Genomic DNA, 20,851 nt, shown 5'->3' with positions numbered 1-20,851 from the left:
GAAGAACATGAATAATTCAGAACAGCAGTTTTTAAAAGAACTCGATGTGAAGTTGTGGTCGGCAGCCGATCGGTTACGTAACAACCTCGATGCCGCCAACTATAAGCATGTAGTGCTAGGGATCATTTTTCTAAAGTATGTGTCAGACGCCTTTGAAGAGCGCCAACAGGAATTACGTCAGTTGTTCACTCAGGACAATAGCGACGACAACATCTATTTTATGCCGCGTGAAGATTACAACTCTGAAGAAGAATACAACGAAGCAGTAAATACAGAGTTAGAACTGCACGAATACTACCAAGAAAAAAACGTGTTCTGGGTGCCAAAACAGTCACGTTGGGACTTTCTTAAAAGTACTGCAGCTCTGCCAATTGGCACAGATATAGAAATCGACGGGCCTAATGGTGAAAAAGATAGCTTTAAGCTCAGCTCTATTTCTAAGCTAATCGACAATGCTTTAGAAGCAATCGAAACTTATAAAATCGGTGACAAGCTTGCCAACCCAAAGCTTAAGGGCGTTCTTCCTCGCATCGGTCGTTATGAAGTAGACAACCCTAATTTAATCGAACTCATTAATAAGTTCTCTGATACCAGCTTTCGCAACCCTGAATACAACGGCGAAAAGCTAGATTTACACAGTAAAGATATTTTGGGTCACGTCTACGAATACTTTCTTGGGCAATTCGCTTTGGCGGAAGGTAAACAAGGTGGGCAGTATTACACCCCGAAAAGTATCGTTACGCTGATAGTTGAGATGCTCCAGCCTTACCAAGGCCGAGTCTATGATCCGGCAATGGGTGCAGGTGGTTTTTTTGTGAGTAACGACAAGTTTATTGAGGCGCACGCAAAAGAAAAGCACTACAACGCCGCCGAACAAAAAAAGCATATTTCCGTATACGGCCAAGAAAGCAACCCGACTACTTGGAAGTTGGCTGCCATGAATATGGCTATTCGTGGTATCGACTTTAACTTTGGCAAAAAGAACGCCGATACCTTCTTAGATGACCAACACCCCGACCTGCGTGCAGACTTTGTGATGGCCAACCCGCCGTTTAATATCAAAGACTGGTGGCACGCCAAACTGGAGGGCGATATTCGCTGGAAATATGGTACTCCACCGCAAGGTAATGCCAACTACGGCTGGATACAACACATGTTGCACCACCTTAACGATAACGGCTCTATGGGGCTATTACTCGCTAATGGCTCGATGAGCTCCAACACCAACAACGAAGGTGAGATCCGTAAAGCGCTTATCGAGGTTGATTTAGTCGAATGTATGGTGGCCTTGCCAGGGCAGCTATTCACTAATACGCAAATCCCTGCCTGCATTTGGTTTTTAACCAAAAACAAAAAAGGCGGCACCTCACCGGGTCAAAAAGGTAAACGTGATCGCCGTGGTGAAACTCTGTTTATTGATGCCCGCAGCCTCGGTTTTATGAAAGACCGTGTGCTGCGCGACTTTACCAATGATGATATTGCAAGAATTGCCGATGTTTTTCACGCTTGGCAATCGGGTACTGGCTACCAAGATGAAAAAGGCTTTTGCTTCAGCGCCAAGCTGGAAGACCTGCAAAAGCATGATTATGTATTAACGCCAGGGCGCTATGTTGGCGCAGCCGATGCAGAGAAAGATGCGGAGCCATTCCCAGAAAAAATGCAGCGATTAACCGCGCAATTAAAATCTCAGTTTGAAGAGTCTGACCGATTAGAAAAAGCGATTAAGGATAATCTAGCGGGGATTGGTTATGAGTTTTGATTCAATTGAGCTGAAATACCTATTGAAAGATAAGGGTTATTTAAGAGGCCCATTTGGTTCATCTCTAAAAAGAGCGGAGCTCAAGGATACTGGCGTACCTGTATACGAACAACAACACGCAATATCAGGAATACGGGAATTTAGATATTTCATTGACGATGAGAAATATCAATCGTTAAAACGTTTCACTGTGTCTGAAAATGACTTGATTATAAGTTGCTCGGGCACCGTAGGCAGGATATCAATAATCGAAAAGAAAGATCCTAAGGGTATTATTAGTCAAGCACTATTAGTATTGAGGCCTGATGTTGATAAGATCACACCTCATTTTTTGTATTATTTTTTAACCTCTCAACAAGGGCAGAGAGAGATTTTAAACGCTTCACAAGGTGCTGTTCAGCTAAACATTGCCCCACGAGCAGTGGTTGAAAAAATTCCTGTCCCAACTCCAACTAGGTCGGAGCAAGATAGAATTGTCGGCATATTGAAAGCTATTGATGACAAAATAGACCTCAACACCCAAGCAAACCAAACCCTAGAGCAAATCGCGCAAGCCATCTTCAAAAGCTGGTTTGTTGATTTTGATCCGGTCAAAGCCAAAATTGAAACCTTGGCAGCGGGTGGCAGCGCTGACGATGCAGAACTCGCTGCAATGAGTGTTATTTCTGCCAAAACCCTTGATGAGCTGAACACTTTAAAAGCCACTAATCCTGGGGCTTTTAACAAACTTGCCAAAACCGCCGCGCTGTTTCCTAAAAATCTAGATAGTGAAACCGGCACCCCCGCCGGTTGGAATTCAGGTGTTATCGCAGATATCGCTAAACTCAATGCAAACTCATGGACAAAGAAAAACCAGCCAGAGCAGGTTCACTATGTTGACCTCTCGAACACAAAGAATGGTCTAATAGAGACGGTTACTACTTATGGTTTCGATGAAGCACCATCACGAGCTAGAAGAATTTTGAACTCTGGTGATACCATTATTGGCACTGTGCGTCCGGGAAACCGAGCTTTTGCATTTATTGGTGAAACAGAGAAACCACTTACAGGCAGTACTGGCTTTGCAGTGTTATCGCCCAAGGAGGAGTTTTGGACCTCATTTGTTTATCTTGCTATTACCAATGATGACGCTATCGATGAATATGCACGTTTAGCTGATGGTGGAGCATACCCTGCTATTAAACCTGAAGTTGTTGCTGATACTCCATGTGTATTCCCTACAAAGAATATTGCACAAAAGTTCTGGCAGATTACAGGTGCTATGTTGAAAAAAGCGCATCAGGCTCGCCTTGAGAATGAGGAACTAGCTAAGACCCGAGACACACTTCTGCCAAAATTACTTTCAGGTGAAATAAATGTAATGAATGAGGTTGTTGCATGATAACTTCAACAACTCCTTACTGGGGAAAAATACCTCTTTGGAATAGTGAAAACCCAAAGAAAAGCTTTGATGTTACCCGCCAGTGGAGCAACTTTCAAAATCCTGAAATATCAAGGAAGAATATATAATGTCCAATAAGTATGAGGGATTAGCATCAGCAGTTCACAAATTTAAAGATGTAGTGAAAAAAGAACTAGATAATGAAAATAGTGAATTTCATGAGGCATTGAATGGCGATAAACCTTTAAAGTTCAATGGTGTTGGCCTTGAGTGTGATAAAAGTGAATATTTTGTAGATCCAAGCGATGTTCTTTTTTGGCATGATCCTATTGCATATTTAGATGAATTGGATCGATGGGAAGGCCAAAAGGTATCTGATGAATACCTTTTGACCAAAGAGTATTTGGAGAAAAGTGATCAAATCAACCTTTTTTATCGACTCGTTGAGTCGATAAAGCGTAACCGCACAGCACCATTTGTGGGAGCTGGTGTGTCATATCCTTATAAATTACCTTTATGGGGAGAGGCGCTAAATAATTTGGTAACTAAACTTGAGGGCACTTCAAAATCAGATGAGCGAGCGATGCTTCCAGCCCTTCATTATCTTGATGATGTCAAAAGTCTTATTGCTCAATGTAACTTTCTAGAAGCTGCGCAGTTAATCTACGATAAAAATAAAACGCAATTTGAGAGTTTTGTATTTAATACATTTGATGGCTCTAAGGTGCCAAAATTTTTTGGTGTACTAGAGTTGCTTCCTCAATTAAGCGATGGTTGTATTATTACGACTAACTTTGATAATTTGATTGAAAGGCTATACATAGATAAAAACCGCTCTATTGAAGGTTACATGTATGGTACTCAGTCACAAAATCAATTTGCCTCAAAATTGATACAGGGGGAGCGGTGTATATTAAAGTTGCATGGAAATTATAATGCGCCTGAAACTTATATTTTTTCTAAAGCTCAATATGAAGATGCATATGGTAAAGAAAAACTAGATTACACCAAGCCTTTAGCAAAAGTATTAAGACAAATTTTCATCAGCCATTCGCTTCTTTTCCTTGGTTGTAGCTTAGAGGCGGATAAAACATTAGAACTTTTTATTGATGTTGTGAGTTCAAAAGCATTTGATATTCCGACACATTTTGCTTTTTTACCGGATCCCTTTGATCACCAGAAAAAGCTTGAGAAAGAAGACTTGCTAGCTAACGCAAAAATTCACCCTATTTGGTATCAAGTTGCCATTGATGATTGCGGCACGCAAAATCACTCTCAATTGGAAGATTTGATTAAATTCGCAGTCGCTTGCGCGACCGGTAAAGCTAAGGTCTAGGAGTATAAAATGAACGAAGATCAACTAGAAAACCTCTGCTTATATTGGTTTAGTGAAGGTGGCTGGGATGTTTTACATGGCCCTGATATTGCCCCAGATAGCGATAACCCACTTCGTAATGACTACGCGCAAGTGGTATTAGATGGTCAATTTAGAGCAGCATTTGAAACGATTAATCAACACCTTCCTGCTGCGCAAATTGAACATTGCTTCGAGCAGTTTAAAGCGATTGTTTTAAAACCTGAAAGTTTGGATTTGATCACCAATAACCGCGCATTTCATCGATTGTTATTGGAAGGTGTCCCCGTTGAATACAAAAAAGAAGATGGAGAGCCAGTTTCAGATCATGCTTTTATTATTGATTTCGATAATCTAAATAACAACACGTTTTCAGTTATTAATCAGTTCACTATTACTGGCACTAAACAGCTTCGTAGGCCTGATATTATATGTTTTATTAATGGTTTACCTATCGCTGTTATTGAACTTAAAAGCCCTAGCGATGAAAACGCTGATATTTGGGACGCCTTTAATCAACTGCAAACCTACAAAGATGAAATCTCAGACCTGTTTGTTTTCAATGAGGCGTTAGTGGTCAGTGATGGTTATACCGCCAGAGTTGGTTCGTTAACAGCCAATCAAGAACGCTTTATGCCATGGCGTACCATTAAGAATGAAGATGATAGGCCGCTTCTGGAATGGCAGTTGGAAACCATGGTGCGCGGTTTCTTTGACCGTGAATTGCTGCTGGATTACATCCGATTTTTCGTGTTGTTTGAAACAGATGGCGAAATCATTATTAAAAAGATTGCTGGCTATCATCAATTCCATGCGGTGCGCGAAGCGGTAAAAGCTACTGTGGTAGCCGCACAACAACTGGATGGCGTGAGCGAAAAACGGGCAACCTATGGCGATGAGGTAGTGCCTGGCAGTAAAAAAGCCGGCGTGGTGTGGCATACACAAGGCAGCGGAAAAAGTATTTCGATGTGTTGTTATGCAGGCAAATTGCTTCAGCAAAAGCCAATGAACAACCCGACGTTAGTAGTGGTGACTGACCGAAATGATTTAGATGGCCAACTCTATGCCACGTTCTGTAATGCAGTAGAGCTATTGAAGCAAACACCTGTTCAGGCAGCTGATAGAGATGCCTTAAGGCAGTTATTAGCTGAAAGAGAGTCTGGCGGTATCATTTTTACCACAGTACAAAAGTTTGCCCTGCTTGACGACGAGAAATATCATCCAGTTCTCAATGATCGTCACAATATAGTTGTTATCTCAGACGAAGCACACCGCAGCCAATATGGCCTTAAAGCTACACTGAGTGCCGACGGCCAATATAAGTTTGGTTACGCCAAGCATATGCGAGATGCCTTGCCTTTTGCTTCTTTTATTGGCTTTACAGGCACGCCCATATCCCAAGAAGACAAAGACACTCGCGCTGTATTTGGTGGTTATGTATCCATTTATGACATCCAAGATGCTGTGGATGATGGCGCAACCGTTCCCATCTACTACGAATCTCGTTTAGCGAAACTTGACTTAAACCATGCTGAAATCGCCCAGCTGTCAGATCAGGTTGAGGAAGTAGTTGAAGATGAAGAAGACGTTAGCAACCGAGAGAAAACGAAGGGGGAGTGGAGTCGTCTTGAAAAGTTAGTGGGAGCCACGCCAAGATTAAAACAGGTTGCTGCCGACCTTATTAAACACTTTGAAACACGTAACGCTATTATGGACGGTAAAGCCATGATCGTGGCGATGAGCCGTGATATTTGTGCTCATCTCTATAACGAAATAGTAGCGCAACGCCCCGAATGGCATTCTGATGATCCTGAAAAAGGGGCTATAAAGATTGTTATGACAGGGTCGGCTTCGGACAAGCTATTGCTGCAACCTCATATATACAACAAAAAGACAAAAAAACGTTTAGAAAAGCGTTTTAAAGATATTAACGACCCGCTCAAATTAGTCATTGTAAGGGATATGTGGTTAACGGGGTTTGATGCGCCTTGTTGTCATACAATGTATGTCGATAAGCCTATGAAGGGGCATAACCTAATGCAGGCTATCGCTCGGGTTAACCGTGTCTTTAAAAACAAGCCAGGCGGCCTGGTTGTTGATTACATCGGTATAGCCAATGAGCTTAAGCAAGCACTAAAAACTTACACGGACTCAAAAGGTAAAGGCGAGCCTACGCTTAATGCGGAAGAGGCTTTTTCTATTCTATTAGAAAAAATTGACGCTATCCGAGGCATGTTTGGTAAAACACCGAAGTCAGCTGGCATAGATATTTCTGGCTATGAAACACAAGCCCACAAGCTATTGGTGCCTGCCGCCAACTATGTACTCGGCTTAGAGGATGGTAAAAAGCGTTTCTTAGATTTAGTGTTGGCAGCAACAAAATCTTATTCACTATGCAGCACATTGGATGAGGCTAAAGCGTTAAGGAAAGAAATTGCGTTTTACTCAGCTATTAAGGCCGCAATCAGCAAATTTACCAGCGTTGATAAAAAGCGCACTCAGGAAGAGAAGAACTCTGCACTGAAACAGATCCTTGATAATGCGGTTATAGCTGAAGGTGTTGCTGACGTGTTTGCGCTTTGTGGCTTGGACAAACCCAACATTGGCTTGTTATCGGACGAGTTTTTAGAAGATGTGCGACAGATGCCGGAGCGCAACCTAGCGGTTGAGTTGCTTGAAAAATTGCTGAAAGATGACATTAAAGCGAAAACGCGTAACAACGTCGTTCAGGAAAAGAAATACGCCGATCGCTTGCAAGAAACGCTTAGAAAGTACAACAATCGTGCAATTGAAACTGCTCAGGTTATTGAAGAACTTATCAAGCTAGCTAAAGAGTTTCAGCAAGAAATGTTACGAGAAGCCAATCTGGGGTTAACACCTGATGAAGTTGCTTTTTACGACGCCTTGGCTAATAACGAGAGTGCCGTGCGAGAGCTTGGTGATGAGGTCTTGAAAAAGATCGCCATAGAGATAACTGACAAGCTGAGAAAATCAACCACTGTCGACTGGCAAGTGCGTGATAGCGTACGTGCCAAATTGAAAATACTCGTGCGCCGCACTTTGCAGCGTTACAAATATCCACCAGACAGAGCAGCCGAGGCAGTAGAGCTTGTATTAAAGCAGGCTGAAACATTGTCTAACTCGTGGACAAAATAGATCATTGGAGACCTGCGTTTTGAAAAAGTTGGTTTAATGTACTCGCATCAAGAACAAGCGATAATCAACGCGGCTTGTGAATTTGCTAAGAGAAATCGTGAGCGGATTGCAAAACAACTCACGGATATAAATCTATATCCTACTATGGAGCAGCCGACTGCTGTATTTATGGCTGGCGCGCCCGGTGCGGGTAAAACTGAAGTTTCACAAGCTCTAGCTGCCCAGTTTTCTAATACATTACGCATAGATGCGGATGAATACCGTAGCTTGTTGCCTGGTTATGATGGTAGCAACTCTCATCTGTTTCAGGGTGCTGTATCGCTGTTAGTCGAGCGTATTTTGGATAAGGTATTCAAAAATAAGCAGAGCTTTATTCTTGATGGCACCTTTTCTAGCTTAAAAGTTGCCAGGAAAAACGTGGACCGAGCTTTGCGCCATGGCCACGTAGTTGAACTAATGTACGTATTCCAGAGTCCGATAGTGTCCTGGGGCTTTGTTGAAGCAAGAGAGCAGCAGGAAGGGCGGCGAATTTTGCTTGATACCTTTATCGATCAATTTTTAGCCTCTAAACAAGTGATTGATCAAATTAAGCATGACTTTGCTGATGCAGTAAATGTCACGCTGTTAATGAAAGACCTTGACATAAACAGTACCGAGTATATTAATGTAGATAAGCGCATTGATGATCACCTTGAGTGGAATTATAATGCGCGCCAGTTAAAAGAAGACCTGCTTAAAACGGTCGTATAAGTGTTTTGCAACGGGAGAAATTTACTATGGCAGATGTAAGAACGGCGCCCAACGCGGGGTTTGCTTCTATCTCTGATTTTTTCCGCAATGCTACTCACAGCCAGAAAAAAGAAGTGTTTTTATCTGTACTGCAGCAAGCTAACAATGCCCAGCGTAAAGTCATGGAGCAATCCTCCAAGGGCGGACAGAAACGCTAGTTTAAGGGGTTTTCTTGGGGGCATCCCATGTTTGCTCTAAATCAAAAACTCATTTTAATCAGTATGTTAAATATATTATTCGAGTGACTCTCTCCCGCCAGATTAAAACAAAAACCCCGAGCCAAAAGCTCGGGGTTTTTGTTTTAATCTGGCGGAGAGAGAGGATTTGATGAGAACCCTTCGGTTCGACCAATTCTCCGGGAGAGAATTTGAACGCACGTTAGTGCGGCCCCGAAGGGGGGGAGGGCAGGAAGCCCGGAATAATCCCTCTCTCTCCGCCATATAAACAAAAAAGACCTTTATTTTAAAGGTCTTTTTTGTTTTAAAGGACGAATAAGAACTCGCCGCTACGCTATTACCCCATCAGTTACATTGCGATTGCGATTTTTGTGGTCTTAAGTTTTTTACTCATTCTAAATTGCTAACTCCTCCACAGCTAACTCGCAATCTAACAATGCTGTTTTTATTTGATTTTGTTAATTCAAAGTCTTACTGTTGCTGAGTGTGCTGTGTTAGGTTGCAAGGATGTATATGTTTAGGTTTTTTTTGCTCTTGGTATTATTGCTGACAGGTTGCTCCAGCCAGGTTAGAAGTATAAAAACAGATGTTTTCGCGCCTCTTGCGCATAATCAGGGGTATGTGTTGTTAGGCATCGAAACCAATAACGATCTTGATTATATTCTTATTGATGGGCCAAAAAGAATCCGTTTGAGTTGTGATGATTTAAGAGCTGGGACTAACTATCTGTTGGTCGACTTACCCGCAGGAACTTACACCATTGAAAAAGTGCGTCTCGCCAGATACTGGAAGTTTGATTTAGACGAAGCTGATTACTGGCAATTTAGCATAGAGGCTCAAAAAATCAGCTATGTGGGGCATTTCGAATTTGTCAGTAACGGTGTTTGGTGGAACATGTTTGCAAGGCTCGAGTTGGTGAACAGATCTTCAGAAGCTTTAGTTTTTATGGAGCAGAACTTTCCTGAAATCCTTTCTGGCTTTAACTTGGTATACAAAGGGCCGGGGCAGGACCCATTTTTTGAGTATATGAAGAGTGGACGTGAGGTTCTGTAGCATGAGAATCATTACTTTTATTATATTTTTTTTCTTCAGTTACTATTCTGCTTACGCTGAACCGCTAGCACTTTCTGACCTTTTTACATCACCCGATAACGATAATTTTCAGCTATCTCCTCAAGGCACTTATGTATCATTTTTACAGCGTGAGAAAGGTCGTCAATCTATTCTGATCTTGAGTAGTGATGATCTTACTGTTGCAGCAACAATGTTGTTAGAACAGAACCAGTATTTAATTGACTACAAATGGCTGAATGAGAAGTCTGTTTTTTTACTGGTGAGGATTCGTGGAAAAGCCTTTCAATTGATAGGTCTTAAAGATGATTCCAGTGGAAAATTTAACTTCAAGAGAGTTAGAGCCGAAGGTGAACTGGTCGACGTTCTGGAAGAACAGCCCGATACGGTGATGTATCAGCGAGCCAATCCAAAGCGAAAAGATATTTTCGACTTATACAAAATCGATATAAATGACTTGTTGCTCAATAATTTTGAATCAGCACAAGTGTTGGCTAAAGGCGATGACAATTTACGTAGATTTTTTTATGACAATGAGTTTAAAAGAATTATTGCGCTGGAAACGTTCGATGCAGATGATTCAATTAACTTCGTTTATAAAAGCTTAACTGAAGCCAAGTGGCACAAAGCAATTACGCTGAAGCGGGAAGACTACTACTTTCTGCCAATAGGGTTTGCGGGCAAAAGCCAGCTAGCCGTGATTACCAATAAAGACACTGATAAAAAGGTATTAAGGTTATTTGATATCGCAAGCCAGACATTAGGCAATGTTGTTTATCAGCATCCTCTTTATGACTTAGAAGCAGCAAAATATACTTCAGATGGCAAGCTGGAGTGGGTAACATACATACAGCATGGGCTGGTTAAGTACCATTATTTCGATAATGACAGTATTAAAGAAAGTACCAGAATCAAAAACGCATTCGCGGATAGGGAGATATATGTCATTGATAGAACAATTGATGACAGATTAGAAGTTCTGTATGCCAACGGCTCAGATGAGCCAGGCCGATACTATCTTTACACTCCGGCAGATAACAGAGCTGTGTTGCTTGATGTGTCATTTAAAAAGCTGGAAGACAAGAAGCTTATCCGGTCTAAGCCTTTAACCGTTGCGTCCGAAGATGGCACGAGAATAGAGGCTTTTTTAACTTTACCACAGGATATTAACCGCTCTGTGCTTCTTGTTATGCCGCATGGCGGACCGATAAATATAAGGGATAACGATAGTTTTAATCCTGAAGTACAGTATTTAGCCAGCAGAGGATTTGCTGTTCTCAGAGTTAATTTCCGCGGTTCAGCTGGTTATGGCAAAAGTTTTATGGAACAGGGGGTCGGCCAATTCGGCCAGTTAATAGAGCGTGATATTACAGCAGTAGTAAATGAGGTGAATCGACAATATTCTTTCAAATATCAGTGTGCTGTCGGAAATAGCTATGGCGGTTATTCTGCAACGATGTTGGCAATGACCCACCCTGAGCAATATCAGTGTGTCATTGCGGGTTTTGGTATTTATGACCTTATGTTGTTGTTTAACACCAGCAACTTCCGTAGCGGTGATAGCTATACCAAACATATTGAGCAAACAGTGGGTGCTTATAGTGAAAGTCTGATAAACGTTTCTCCAGTGTATTTATCCGAGAAGTTGCATGCGCCCATTCTGTTATTTGGCGGCAAAAAAGACAATATTGCAGATTTCGAGCACACCAATCGTTTTCACTATGTGTTGCAACGTAAACAACACCCGGTAGAAACCATCTTTTACGATAACACCGGGCATGGTCATAGAGACTGGTGGGGAGACCGACATGAAGCTGCTGCTAAAGTGGATTACATCACACGTATTTTAGTTCTTCCTGAGTTGCCAGCTGCGGGGTGGAGTGATAATGCGAAACGCGCTTTAGCTGAAGATCAGATAGTGCTTGCAGATGGTTACAGTTATGAAAAACGTTTGACACATGATCATGAAAAGGCCCTGCATTACTATAAAAAAGCTGCTGCCTTTGGAGAGGAAAGAGCTCTATTTAATATTGGTGCTTATTACCACCGCGGTGAGGCAGTCTCTATCGATCCGCAGAAAGCTGAACATTTTTATGTCAAAAGCGCTGAGCAAGGTTATGTCGACGCGCACCTTAGGTTAGGGAAGCTATATCTGGAGGGCGTGTTCTTACCTCAGAATTTTGCGAAAGCCAAATATCACCTTGCGGAGGTTTTACGTCTAACAGAAGACAACGCTGAAGCCAGCCTGTATCTGGGACGATGGTATTGTACGGCTCCGGGAACAGAGCGAGACTTCTCGCGGTGTCTTGCTTATTTGCAGGACAATACAGCGGCAAAAAGAAAGGATGATACAGGGCTGGAGTCTACATTTAAGTCAGTTATTGCTGCGACGTTGATTGAAGGTAGTAGTTTCAGTGACGACGAATTGCAGAAACTCAAGGAGTTTGTTTGGAAAACTTATCAACTTAATAGCCATATATCGTCTTTTGACCAGCTTTCATCTGGTGTCTTTGAAAAAACAGCTGAAGGGTATCTGCAAGTCGAAGACACGACTGATGTGCACGCGGAAAGCTTATCGAATAAGTACTTTGGGGTATCTTTTAAAGTTGATATTGACGGTATTAACCACAGCACTCACCAGCTGGCTTTGATATCACGCTGGACGGAACGGGATGCCAATAATAATGTTGTGTATATACAGTATGGTTTGCTTTACGGCAGCCCACGGGAAAAATGGTCCTCGATGCAGCCTTTAAAACAAACGGGGTCTACTTGGAGTGTCGAGCTCTTTGATTTAAATCGTAAGTTGCTTCATAAAGAACAATTTAGCGATACGGCGATTTTGAAGTCTAATATTGCTTCAGTCACAACTGACTCTCTGTAGAAACTTAAAAAGTGCTGTACTTGTTTTAGTACTTACTGCTGGTAAAATAACCCGTCTTTAATATCACCGTCCGGTGATCTGTTTACCCATACTGTTTGCGGAGTATCAATGCGTAATCTGATTGCGTTGTTTTTTGCTGCCTGGTTGCCGGCAGCAGCTGCGCAGGCCTATCCGGCTGTGTTGCAGGATGGTTTTGAGCAGGGCAGCGAGCTGCACTGGCGTCAGCTAGGCGATTGTCGGGCGCTGCTGGGCACACCACGTTCAGGTGAGCTGGCCTTGCGTTGTAAGGCGGGGACCAGTGTGCTGTTTAGCAATCAGCCACTAAGTGAAATGGGGGTGCTAGAGCTGTGGGTAAGGCCAGAGAGTGATATCACGTCTTACCGCATTCAGGTGCTGGTGTCGGATCTGCCATCGGTCAATGCGCTGTGGCAGCCAGTGGCGCTTATCGAATATAACGGTGGTGAGCAAGGCTATAAAGCACACCGGGTATCGGTTGATGACCCGGCAAAACGCTATTTACGGCTGGATATAGAAGCCGTTAACGGCCTTATTGATATTGATGATCTGCAGATTGAACGTATTTTACTGGCGACTGCGCTGCAGAAGAATGAACAACGCATAGTCAGCGGTATTCTGGATAAGCTGCGTCAGGATCAGAATGTGGCTTTACAGGCCGAATCGTTTCGTACGCTTGGCGTGAATTACGCCGCTCAGCTGGATATGCAGCGCCAGTACCTGGAATACGCTAACGCTCTTTATGCCGGCAACGCGCTGGTGCTGGCCAGCGGCGAACGTAACCGCATGGCAAACCCGATGGCTTATGCCAGCTTTCGCAGCATTATCAATGACACCAAACGTGTTACCACACCGTTGCAGCAAGCCAGGTTGAGTTCGATGTTAAAGCCGTTTGGCGATTTGGCTACCGCAACACTGAACGTGGTCAGTGGTGGTGCTTATTCTGCTTTTGCGGAGCCTTTTAAATCGTTTCTGGCATCCAGCTTTGATAAATCAAGCTACAGCGATGCCGGGCTGAGCCGTTCAGACAGAAAGTTTGCCGAGCAAAATGGGCTAAAAATTTATCAGGATGCTGAGCGCTTTTTATCTGAACTGGAGAAGGAGTTGGTGCAGGTAGCCGGCTTAGAAGCTGAACTGCTGCAAATTCAGCTTTCGATTGAAGATTTCCGCCGTCATCTGACTAAGCAATTGCGCGACACGCTGCAGCACGCCAGTATGGCGCGCTCGCAGGAAGCCTTAAGCAGGGCGCTGAGTAAGGATGAAACCATACGGCAGAAGTTGATGCAGGAAGTGGCGGGAAATATCAGCCTACAGGCAAACAGCTATCTTAATGGTGGCAATAATACCGAATTGGTACGCTTTGTACTCAAAACTTCTGAGCAGCTTGAGCAGACGCAAAGTTATAAAGACCAGTTTAATCAGATCACATCGGCAATGCTGACGTACTACGACCGCTTCGAGCGTTCGGTAAATGCCAGTCAGAACCCGTTTACCGACGATAACGACAAGCAGTTATGGGAAAGCCATGCGCAAAAGGCGCGTACTTACCTGCAGCAATCAAAAGAGTCATTTAACCGCGCTTATTTATAAGCGCGGTATCTTACCCTGTAATAACCGTACTTATTTTTTACCTGTTTTGACTAAGTTCAGCTGCTGCTCAGCTTGACCCTCTTATGCTTAACACGTATTCGCCGTTATGTACTGCAAGCAAGTACTGACCAGCCACTATTTTGTTAATGCAGGAGTCTGCTATGAGTGCCGTTAAACAAAGCCATATTCAGCAACAACGTTTTTTCTTTCAGCAGCAAAAGACGGTCGATTTAACCCAGCAAGAGCGTAAGGCGTTAAGTCTGGTATGGACCGAAGATGACACGGAGTTATCTAAGTCAGCTCGTCAGGATACAGACACGGCTCACTGTGCCGTGCTGGGTTACAACTAATTTGTTTAACGTTCAACTGCTGAATAATTGCGGCTGAATAAACGGGATCATTGCCAGGATAATCGCCTGCTGATAAACACCAGAACGTGTCAGCAGATGGTTGGTTAGCATAGCAATGGCCCCGCCCTGTTGTTTGACGTTATGCTGCGCGAACATACGGTCCATCACATCACCCAGCTCTTCTCCCTGTTGCATTGCCATGAGGGCAGCAGGCGGAAGTGGCAAACTGGCGGAACGGGTTTTACTGATCCTGCCCTGATGTGATACGCAGACCCAGGCGAAGCTGCTGTCGGTATCCAAACCAGCTTCCAGCGCAACATAATAGTCTGCTCCCGGCGCGGCAGCTGCAACTGCCTGCAGCCGGTTGAGCGCTCCTTGTAAGGTTTCCTCACTTGTCATTGGCTGTGCAGCTACGCCGGACACGGTTTTCTGGCCACTGCATTGCAGTGGCTGCCCGCTAAATATCTGGCAGAATGCGTCCTGCACGGCACGAATTTTCGCCGGGTTGGCTGAGGCAACAATAATTTTCATGTTTTATCTCTGTTCAGGCTGTCTGCTGATAGCATAACGCGAAGCAGTATCAGGCGAAACTATGCAGCGTTAACATGCACACTTGCTACGGTAAGCGCTGCTGATTAGAATCGGCGCATTGTATCCGGTACTTTGGTTAACCTGGCCAGAGTTTCTATGCGCAGTTGAGGCTTAGATGAATAAAAATGTTGTTACAAACGGGGTGGCAGCGCTTGCCACATTTGCTGGATGGTACTTACTGCAGCCATTGCTGTTCAGTGTCGGGCTTTTTGCGTTATCAGGCGCACTAACCAACTGGTTGGCTGTGCACATGTTATTTGAAAAAGTGCCGCTTCTGTACGGTTCAGGGGTGATTCCACAGCGTTTCGAACAGTTTAAAAGCGGTATTTATCAGCTGGTAATGACACAGTTTTTCAGCAGTGACAATATCGATCGTTTCTTAGCCGATGAGCAGAAGAGCGCTGAGCCGGTATTTGATTTTGAGCCTGTTATTGCACAGACAGATTTATCGCCGGCATTTGATTCACTGTTAAAGGTTGTCGAGCAGTCTTCTTTTGGTGGCATGCTGGGAATGTTTGGCGGCAGTGCAGCGCTACAACCGCTGAAAGAGCCATTTATCGCTAAACTTAAGCTGTCGCTGACGGATATTTCCCAGTCCGAGCAGTTCCGTCAACTGGTGTTAGCTCAGCTGGACCAGCCTGAGCAGCTTGAAGGGGTTCGTAATAAAGTAGATACCATAGTGCGCCAGCGTCTGGATGAACTTACGCCTGAGCTGGTAAAAGATATTATTCAACAGATGATCAGGCAGCATTTGGGTTGGCTGGTGGTTTGGGGCGGCGTGTTTGGCGGCATTATTGGCCTGATAGCAGGAGTATTGCAGTAAGCCAACACCAGACCGCACCGTTGGGTGCGGTCTTTGTTAACACACTCAGGCTTTTTGTTTAGCGGCGTAAGCTTCTACTTCACGCCATACGCGCAGTAAATTGCCAGACAGAATCTTTTCAATATCTGCTTCGTTGTAACCGCGTTTTAGCAAGCCCTCAATCAGGTTGGGGTAGCTGGCAACGTCTTTTAACCCAATTGGCAATGAATCACCGACACCGTCATAGTCTGAACCTATGCCAACGTAGTCGATGCCAACCAGTTTTACTACATGGTCAATATGATCCAGCACGGTATCTAAAGTGGCAAACGGATAGGGGTTTTGCTTTCTAAACTGCAGCTCAAAGGCTTCATCGTCTGCCACACCAGCCTGTTTGGCTGCAGCTTTTCGCAGGGCGCCATACTGATTGGCCATTTGCGTCACGAATGAAGAGCCAAAGTTTATTTGCACCACACCACCATTTTTTGCCAGCGCTTTAATCATGGCATCGTCCATATTGCGCTCAAAGCCCGGCGTGTAGCTGCGCAGAGACGAATGTGAGGCGATAACCGGTACTTTACTGATCTCAACTGTTTGATAAAAAGCTTGATCGGACACGTGTGAAATATCAATCATCATGCCGATATTGTTCATTGCAACCACCAGCTCTTTGCCAAACGGGCTTAAACCATGCCAGCGGCGGCGCAAGTCATAGCTTGAGTCTGCAATATGGTTGCTTTCTGAGTGTGATAAGGTGATATAGCGGATACCTCTGTCATAAAAATGCTGCAGGTTCTCCAGCTTGCCTTCTATAGGTGTGCCATTTTCCATGCCAAGCGCCAGCGATATTTTGCCGCTGCCAAATTGTGACATTACATCTGCCGTGCTGTGTGCCATGGCAAATTTGCCCGGTGCTCGGCCAACTAATGCTTCCATGCTGTCAATCAGTTGGTTCGCTAACTGATAGCCGCCGCCTGTGCGCTCATAAGAAGCCGGTATATAAATCGACATAAAGGGCGCGTTTAAGCCACCCTGACGGGCCCGCGGATAATCAAACTCGCCGCGCTTTGTTGCCACACTGACATCTTCCCAGTCTTTATGCAGGCGATACGGCACATCTATGTGGGTATCGATAATAATGTGCTGTTGCGCCAGTTGTCTGGCTTTGTCAGCACTAATAGATGTCTGCTTTGCTGTGCTGCTGCAGCCAGATATGCCGATTGCACACAATGTCAGGAGTAAAAGAGTCGTTTGTTGTTTCATGTTGTTGCCTCTTGTCTGTTCAGGCACTTATCTCAACAGCTTTAAAACGAAACAGCAAGATTTGTCAGACCGGTTTGCTGATTTAAGCGCCAGACATTTTCCGCTACAATGCTGTGCCATTTTTAACGCCATTTTTGAGAACTTATTATGCGAGCTGTCTGGTTAAGTTTATGTCTGTTTTGTGCCTGCTCCGTCACGGCTGCTGTTGATCTGGAAAAAACGATGAAAGAGATGGCCTTTGAATATAAGCAGGCCTACGACACTACGGATGGCAGCAACATGACGCCGCATCTGGAACGCCTGATTGCGTTGACTGAGCAAGCTATACAGGGCAACTTTGCTGAAGATAAAGCCGAATCATTTAAACACGGCTTGCAGCAGGTGCTGACACAGCTGCAACAGGCTAAAACGGAAGCTCAGCACAACAATATTGAGGCGGCGAAAAGCCACTTACGTGAGGTTGATACGTTGCGTAAGGATTACCATAAGCAGCGAAAAGTCAGTTTCTGGCAGCTACTGTTTGGCTGATGTAACAAATTAAAAAGCCATCCTGTCGGATGGCTTTTTAATATACTTTTGCAGGTTTAGCCCGCTAAACCAACGTATACGTTTTGCACATCATCGTCAGCATCTATCGCATCTAAAAAGGCTTCAACTTCCGCCCGTTCAGCATCACCCAGCGCTACCGGGTTGTTGGCTCGGTATACCAGCTTAGCAGTCAGAACTTTATAACCAAATTCCGGCAAGGCTTTAGCTACGGCATCCAAATCGGTCGCTTCAGTTAAAAATACCACCTCGCCGTCTTCGCCTTGTTCAAAATCCTGTGCGCCGGCCTCGATGGCGGCTAATTCCATATCAGCATCAGCATTGTCAGCTTCGGCTTCAATCTGGCCTAAATGTTTAAAATCCCACGACACTGCACCCGATGTTGCCAACTGACCTTTGCGAAACAGCTGACGAATACTCATCGCACTGCGGTTTTTGTTATCGGTCAGACACTCAACAATGACCGGGACCTGATGAGGTGCAAAGCCTTCATAGACGACTGTTTCATAGTTGGCCGGGCCGTCAAGCAAGCCTGCACCTTTTTTAATCGCACGTTCCAGCGTATCTTTAGGCATTGAGGCTTTTTTAGCCGCTTCAATGGCTGAGCGTAGCTTGGCATTCATATCCGGGTCGGCGCCATTACGCGCAGCTACGGCGATTTCTTTTGCCAGCTTGGTGAAAATGCGACCTTTGGCATTGGCGGCATCCATTTTGTGTTTGGCTTTCCATTGTGCGCCCATTGTTGCGCTCCTGTATATGTGGCTATCAAAACAAACAGGGCGCTAGTCTAGCCAATAGCAGGCTTTTAACGCAACAACGCTTATGATAAATCTGTAGTAAAAGCATGCTTAGTTCTGCTCCAGCGCCAGTTGCTGAACATGCTGTTGCAGTTGCGGATAGAACTGCAGAAAATCATGCTCCAGCTTAGAATATACTGGCTCTATCTCTTCAATCACGCCACTGAATTGATTGGTGAAGCGTATGCGCTGTGCAATTCTGTCAAGGGCATAGCCCAGACTCGGTAACTGCTCATAGCTGGCGAACCAGTCTTTCTGATACACATTTCGCATAGTGGCAGCCATCTCAGGCGGCATCAGATGTTCTGCTGCGGCAATATCGCTGTATATCTGCTGTTTGACGGCGGCAAATGGCTGACTGTAAAACGCCGGCCAGTGCCGTATCAAAAAATGGTCAAACAGCATATCCAGCGCGATACCGGCAAAGCGACGGCGCTGCGCTGAGAAATGCGTTTTAGCATTGCGCACCAAAGGGTGGTGGTCAGTAAAATGATCCACGGCACGATGATTCGCTAAACCCTGACGCACCGCCTGAGGCAACATATCGATCTGTACTCCTTTACAGAAATCCCCCAACAGGTTGCCAACCAGTGAATATGAATTCGGCTGCGACAGTGCAATATGCGCCAGATAGTTCACGATGAGTCCTTGTTAGCTTTTAATACAATGCTCTGCTAAATATCATTTTTTTGTCAACTTTAACTTGTCATCTTTACTGGCGTTATTGTTGACCAGTACTTAGTATGGAGTTGTCAACAACTCAGATACGAGGTTAATGATGTCGATCGGTAATGTTAATAATAATGGTGCTGCACAGTTGCAATTTTATGCTCAGGAAAAAAATGCAATAAGTACTAAAGCAGAACAAACAACACAGACTCCAGCAACAGCATTAGCATCTGGTAGTGATTCCGTGCAGATTAGTGACAGAGCCCGGTTGTTGCTTGCCAGAGATACACCAGCAGTAACTCAGGGCAATGGTGAAGGCATTGAACCACCCAAGACAATTACCGGTAATGGCGAAGGTATAGAACCTCCGGTAACACTGGGAAATGGTGAGGGTATTGAACCACCAAAAACGATTACCGGCAATGGCGAAGGTATTGAACCTCCGGTAACTTTAGGTAATGGCGAAGGCATAGAGCCACCGAAAACCTAACAAACTGATTATTGAGAGGGTATTATGGGATGGGATACCGTTGAAGCATTACTATTTGAGCTTGGGAAAAGTGTCTTCATAGCCTATTTTGTTCTGTTTGTTTTATCCGTAGCGTTCGAGCGTAAGGTTTCATCTCTTGTTATTTCGCTGATGGTGTTGGCTGTGGCAAACGGGGCTATGACGGCTTTAACTCCGTTGCTTTATCAGCTCGCCAGCTCTCAGGGCCTGATATACAAATTTCTTTGGTACGCCGTATTTGTTTGCATTGACGGGATAGCGATTTTTCTTCTTTATAAATTTCATGCAATGCTACGACAGAATGTCAGTCTTATTGCTAATGTCATCGGTTTGGCATTTCTGATGCTGGCATCAATTCAATCACTGCGGTTTGTTGATCGCTTTGTCAGTAACACTGAGTTGTTGCAGTCTGTGTATCAGTATGGCGTACCGCTGATAAACATCATGTTGGTGCCAATGATTGTCGTGTTATGGGTTGCAAACATTAAAGCTGAACACAAACCTGCCCAGGCGGTCATGGGATGAATTTATTACTTACACTGATACTGTTATTGATCAATGTGCTTGCAATTAAAGCATACAGAAAGCTACTGCTACTGCGCTCAATCAGTCAGATTGAGGCAGAGGTAGAACTTGAGATGCATAGCCGTGCGCATCAACTGCTGGTGCGCCGGGATCAGCTGGAGGTAGGTTTGCTCAAAGATGGTGCAGAAACTATTGATGAACAATGGAAAGGCGACCTGGCAGAGTATATGGAAGAGTTTGAGCAGGAAGCATTGTTACGCGCAAAAAGTCGTTTAAAACGTGTTTAGTAATTTAGCTTAAATAGCAACTCTGCCAGATCTGGTTGCCAGACATCCTGTTGCGGTGCGCGATTATTTTTCACTAATACCCCTTCCGCTAACAAACTCTGACGTTGTAACTCGGCAACTTCTGAGCCTGGCGTGAAAGCTAGGCTTCTGTTACTTCTGAGTACTCTGAACCACGGTACCTCCAACTCAGGAGGTGCTTTACCAAGAGCTTTACCAACTAATCTGGCTCTGCCCGGCAGCCCCGCCAGATCGGCAATCTGGCCATAGCTTGCTACTTTGCCGGCTGGGATCTGCAGTACGGTCTGCCAGATACGTTGGTATTTGCTTTCATCCATGGT

20 protein-coding genes are annotated in these 20,851 nt (G+C 44.4%); 15 read left to right on the top strand and 5 right to left on the bottom strand.

From position 1 onward, the window contains the following. The first annotated feature begins 7 nt into the window (after positions 1 to 7). The 10 genes from LHL18_RS10540 to LHL18_RS10495 all read left to right on the top strand — a co-directional run bounded on the left by LHL18_RS10540 (position 8) and on the right by LHL18_RS10495 (position 14,525). Positions 8 to 1,759, top strand: a complete 1,752-nt coding sequence (locus LHL18_RS10540) for a type I restriction-modification system subunit M (RefSeq protein ID WP_226767053.1) — start codon at positions 8 to 10, stop codon at positions 1,757 to 1,759. Next, a complete protein-coding gene (locus LHL18_RS10535; protein ID WP_226767052.1) occupies positions 1,749 to 3,140 on the top strand; it encodes a restriction endonuclease subunit S in 1,392 nt (463 codons plus the stop codon). Before LHL18_RS10540 ends, LHL18_RS10535 begins: the two co-directional genes overlap by 11 nt. Before the next feature lie 127 nt (positions 3,141 to 3,267). Then, entirely contained in the window at positions 3,268 to 4,476 is a 1,209-nt protein-coding gene (locus LHL18_RS10530; protein ID WP_226767051.1) for an SIR2 family protein, read from the top strand. 9 nt (positions 4,477 to 4,485) lie between these two features. Further along, positions 4,486 to 7,650, top strand: coding sequence for a type I restriction endonuclease subunit R (locus LHL18_RS10525; RefSeq protein WP_226767050.1), 3,165 nt, complete (start codon positions 4,486 to 4,488; stop codon positions 7,648 to 7,650). A gap of 36 nt (positions 7,651 to 7,686) precedes the next feature. Next, positions 7,687 to 8,400: a zeta toxin family protein gene (locus LHL18_RS10520; protein ID WP_226767049.1), complete on the top strand. Its 714-nt coding sequence runs from the start codon at positions 7,687 to 7,689 to the stop codon at positions 8,398 to 8,400. 26 nt (positions 8,401 to 8,426) lie between these two features. Next, a complete protein-coding gene (locus tag LHL18_RS10515; RefSeq protein WP_226767048.1) occupies positions 8,427 to 8,597 on the top strand; it encodes a hypothetical protein in 171 nt (56 codons plus the stop codon). 531 nt (positions 8,598 to 9,128) lie between these two features. Then, on the top strand, positions 9,129 to 9,668 hold the full coding sequence (locus tag LHL18_RS10510) for a hypothetical protein (RefSeq protein WP_226767047.1): 540 nt from the start codon (positions 9,129 to 9,131) through the stop codon (positions 9,666 to 9,668). A 1-nt stretch (position 9,669) separates the two neighbouring features. Further along, a complete protein-coding gene (locus LHL18_RS10505; protein ID WP_226767046.1) occupies positions 9,670 to 12,570 on the top strand; it encodes a prolyl oligopeptidase family serine peptidase in 2,901 nt (966 codons plus the stop codon). A gap of 108 nt (positions 12,571 to 12,678) precedes the next feature. Continuing rightward, positions 12,679 to 14,175 (top strand): BAR domain-like protein A BdpA, encoded by a 1,497-nt coding sequence (gene bdpA / locus LHL18_RS10500; protein ID WP_226767045.1) that lies wholly within the window; start codon positions 12,679 to 12,681, stop codon positions 14,173 to 14,175. 161 nt (positions 14,176 to 14,336) lie between these two features. Next, on the top strand, positions 14,337 to 14,525 hold the full coding sequence (locus LHL18_RS10495) for a hypothetical protein (protein ID WP_134056401.1): 189 nt from the start codon (positions 14,337 to 14,339) through the stop codon (positions 14,523 to 14,525). 12 nt (positions 14,526 to 14,537) lie between these two features. Here the strand turns inward: LHL18_RS10495 and yjjX are convergent, their stop codons facing one another. Next, positions 14,538 to 15,056 (bottom strand): inosine/xanthosine triphosphatase, encoded by a 519-nt coding sequence (gene yjjX / locus LHL18_RS10490; protein WP_134056400.1) that lies wholly within the window; start codon positions 15,054 to 15,056, stop codon positions 14,538 to 14,540. A gap of 175 nt (positions 15,057 to 15,231) precedes the next feature. Between yjjX and LHL18_RS10485 the strand changes: the two genes are divergently transcribed. Continuing rightward, positions 15,232 to 15,939, top strand: a complete 708-nt coding sequence (locus tag LHL18_RS10485; protein ID WP_226767044.1) for a DUF445 family protein — start codon at positions 15,232 to 15,234, stop codon at positions 15,937 to 15,939. A gap of 45 nt (positions 15,940 to 15,984) precedes the next feature. On the opposite strand, the gene LHL18_RS10480 is transcribed toward LHL18_RS10485, so the two are convergent. Further along, a complete protein-coding gene (locus LHL18_RS10480; RefSeq protein ID WP_226767043.1) occupies positions 15,985 to 17,181 on the bottom strand; it encodes a dipeptidase in 1,197 nt (398 codons plus the stop codon). A gap of 147 nt (positions 17,182 to 17,328) precedes the next feature. On the opposite strand from LHL18_RS10480, the gene LHL18_RS10475 reads away from it, so the two are divergent. Continuing rightward, positions 17,329 to 17,709, top strand: coding sequence for a cytochrome b562 (locus LHL18_RS10475; protein WP_134056394.1), 381 nt, complete (start codon positions 17,329 to 17,331; stop codon positions 17,707 to 17,709). A 56-nt stretch (positions 17,710 to 17,765) separates the two neighbouring features. Here the strand turns inward: LHL18_RS10475 and LHL18_RS10470 are convergent, their stop codons facing one another. Both LHL18_RS10470 and LHL18_RS10465 read right to left on the bottom strand, forming a co-directional pair. Continuing rightward, positions 17,766 to 18,467, bottom strand: a complete 702-nt coding sequence (locus LHL18_RS10470; protein ID WP_134056392.1) for a YebC/PmpR family DNA-binding transcriptional regulator — start codon at positions 18,465 to 18,467, stop codon at positions 17,766 to 17,768. 108 nt (positions 18,468 to 18,575) lie between these two features. Beyond that, entirely contained in the window at positions 18,576 to 19,163 is a 588-nt protein-coding gene (locus tag LHL18_RS10465) for an acyl carrier protein phosphodiesterase (RefSeq protein WP_226767042.1), read from the bottom strand. 136 nt (positions 19,164 to 19,299) lie between these two features. Between LHL18_RS10465 and LHL18_RS10460 the strand changes: the two genes are divergently transcribed. From LHL18_RS10460 to LHL18_RS10450, 3 genes are all read left to right on the top strand, one after another. After that, complete coding sequence (locus LHL18_RS10460; protein WP_134056388.1) at positions 19,300 to 19,683, top strand: hypothetical protein; 384 nt, start codon at positions 19,300 to 19,302, stop codon at positions 19,681 to 19,683. Positions 19,684 to 19,860: 177 nt separating this feature from the next. Continuing rightward, entirely contained in the window at positions 19,861 to 20,226 is a 366-nt protein-coding gene (locus LHL18_RS10455; RefSeq protein WP_226767041.1) for a hypothetical protein, read from the top strand. Then, a complete protein-coding gene (locus tag LHL18_RS10450) occupies positions 20,223 to 20,513 on the top strand; it encodes a hypothetical protein (RefSeq protein WP_134056384.1) in 291 nt (96 codons plus the stop codon). The genes LHL18_RS10455 and LHL18_RS10450 overlap by 4 nt, the downstream gene beginning before the upstream one ends. Here the strand turns inward: LHL18_RS10450 and LHL18_RS10445 are convergent. Then, positions 20,510 to 20,848 carry an MGMT family protein gene (locus tag LHL18_RS10445; RefSeq protein WP_226767040.1) on the bottom strand — a complete coding sequence of 113 codons (339 nt, stop codon included), beginning with the start codon at positions 20,846 to 20,848 and terminating at the stop codon, positions 20,510 to 20,512. The genes LHL18_RS10450 and LHL18_RS10445 overlap by 4 nt on opposite strands. Positions 20,849 to 20,851: the final 3 nt, after the last annotated feature.

Source organism: Rheinheimera aquimaris (genome assembly GCF_020531985.1).
GTDB lineage: Bacteria > Pseudomonadota > Gammaproteobacteria > Enterobacterales > Alteromonadaceae > Alishewanella > Alishewanella aquimaris.
Note: the sequence above shows the minus strand (reverse complement) of the source record. Positions and strands in the feature narration are given on the sequence as shown.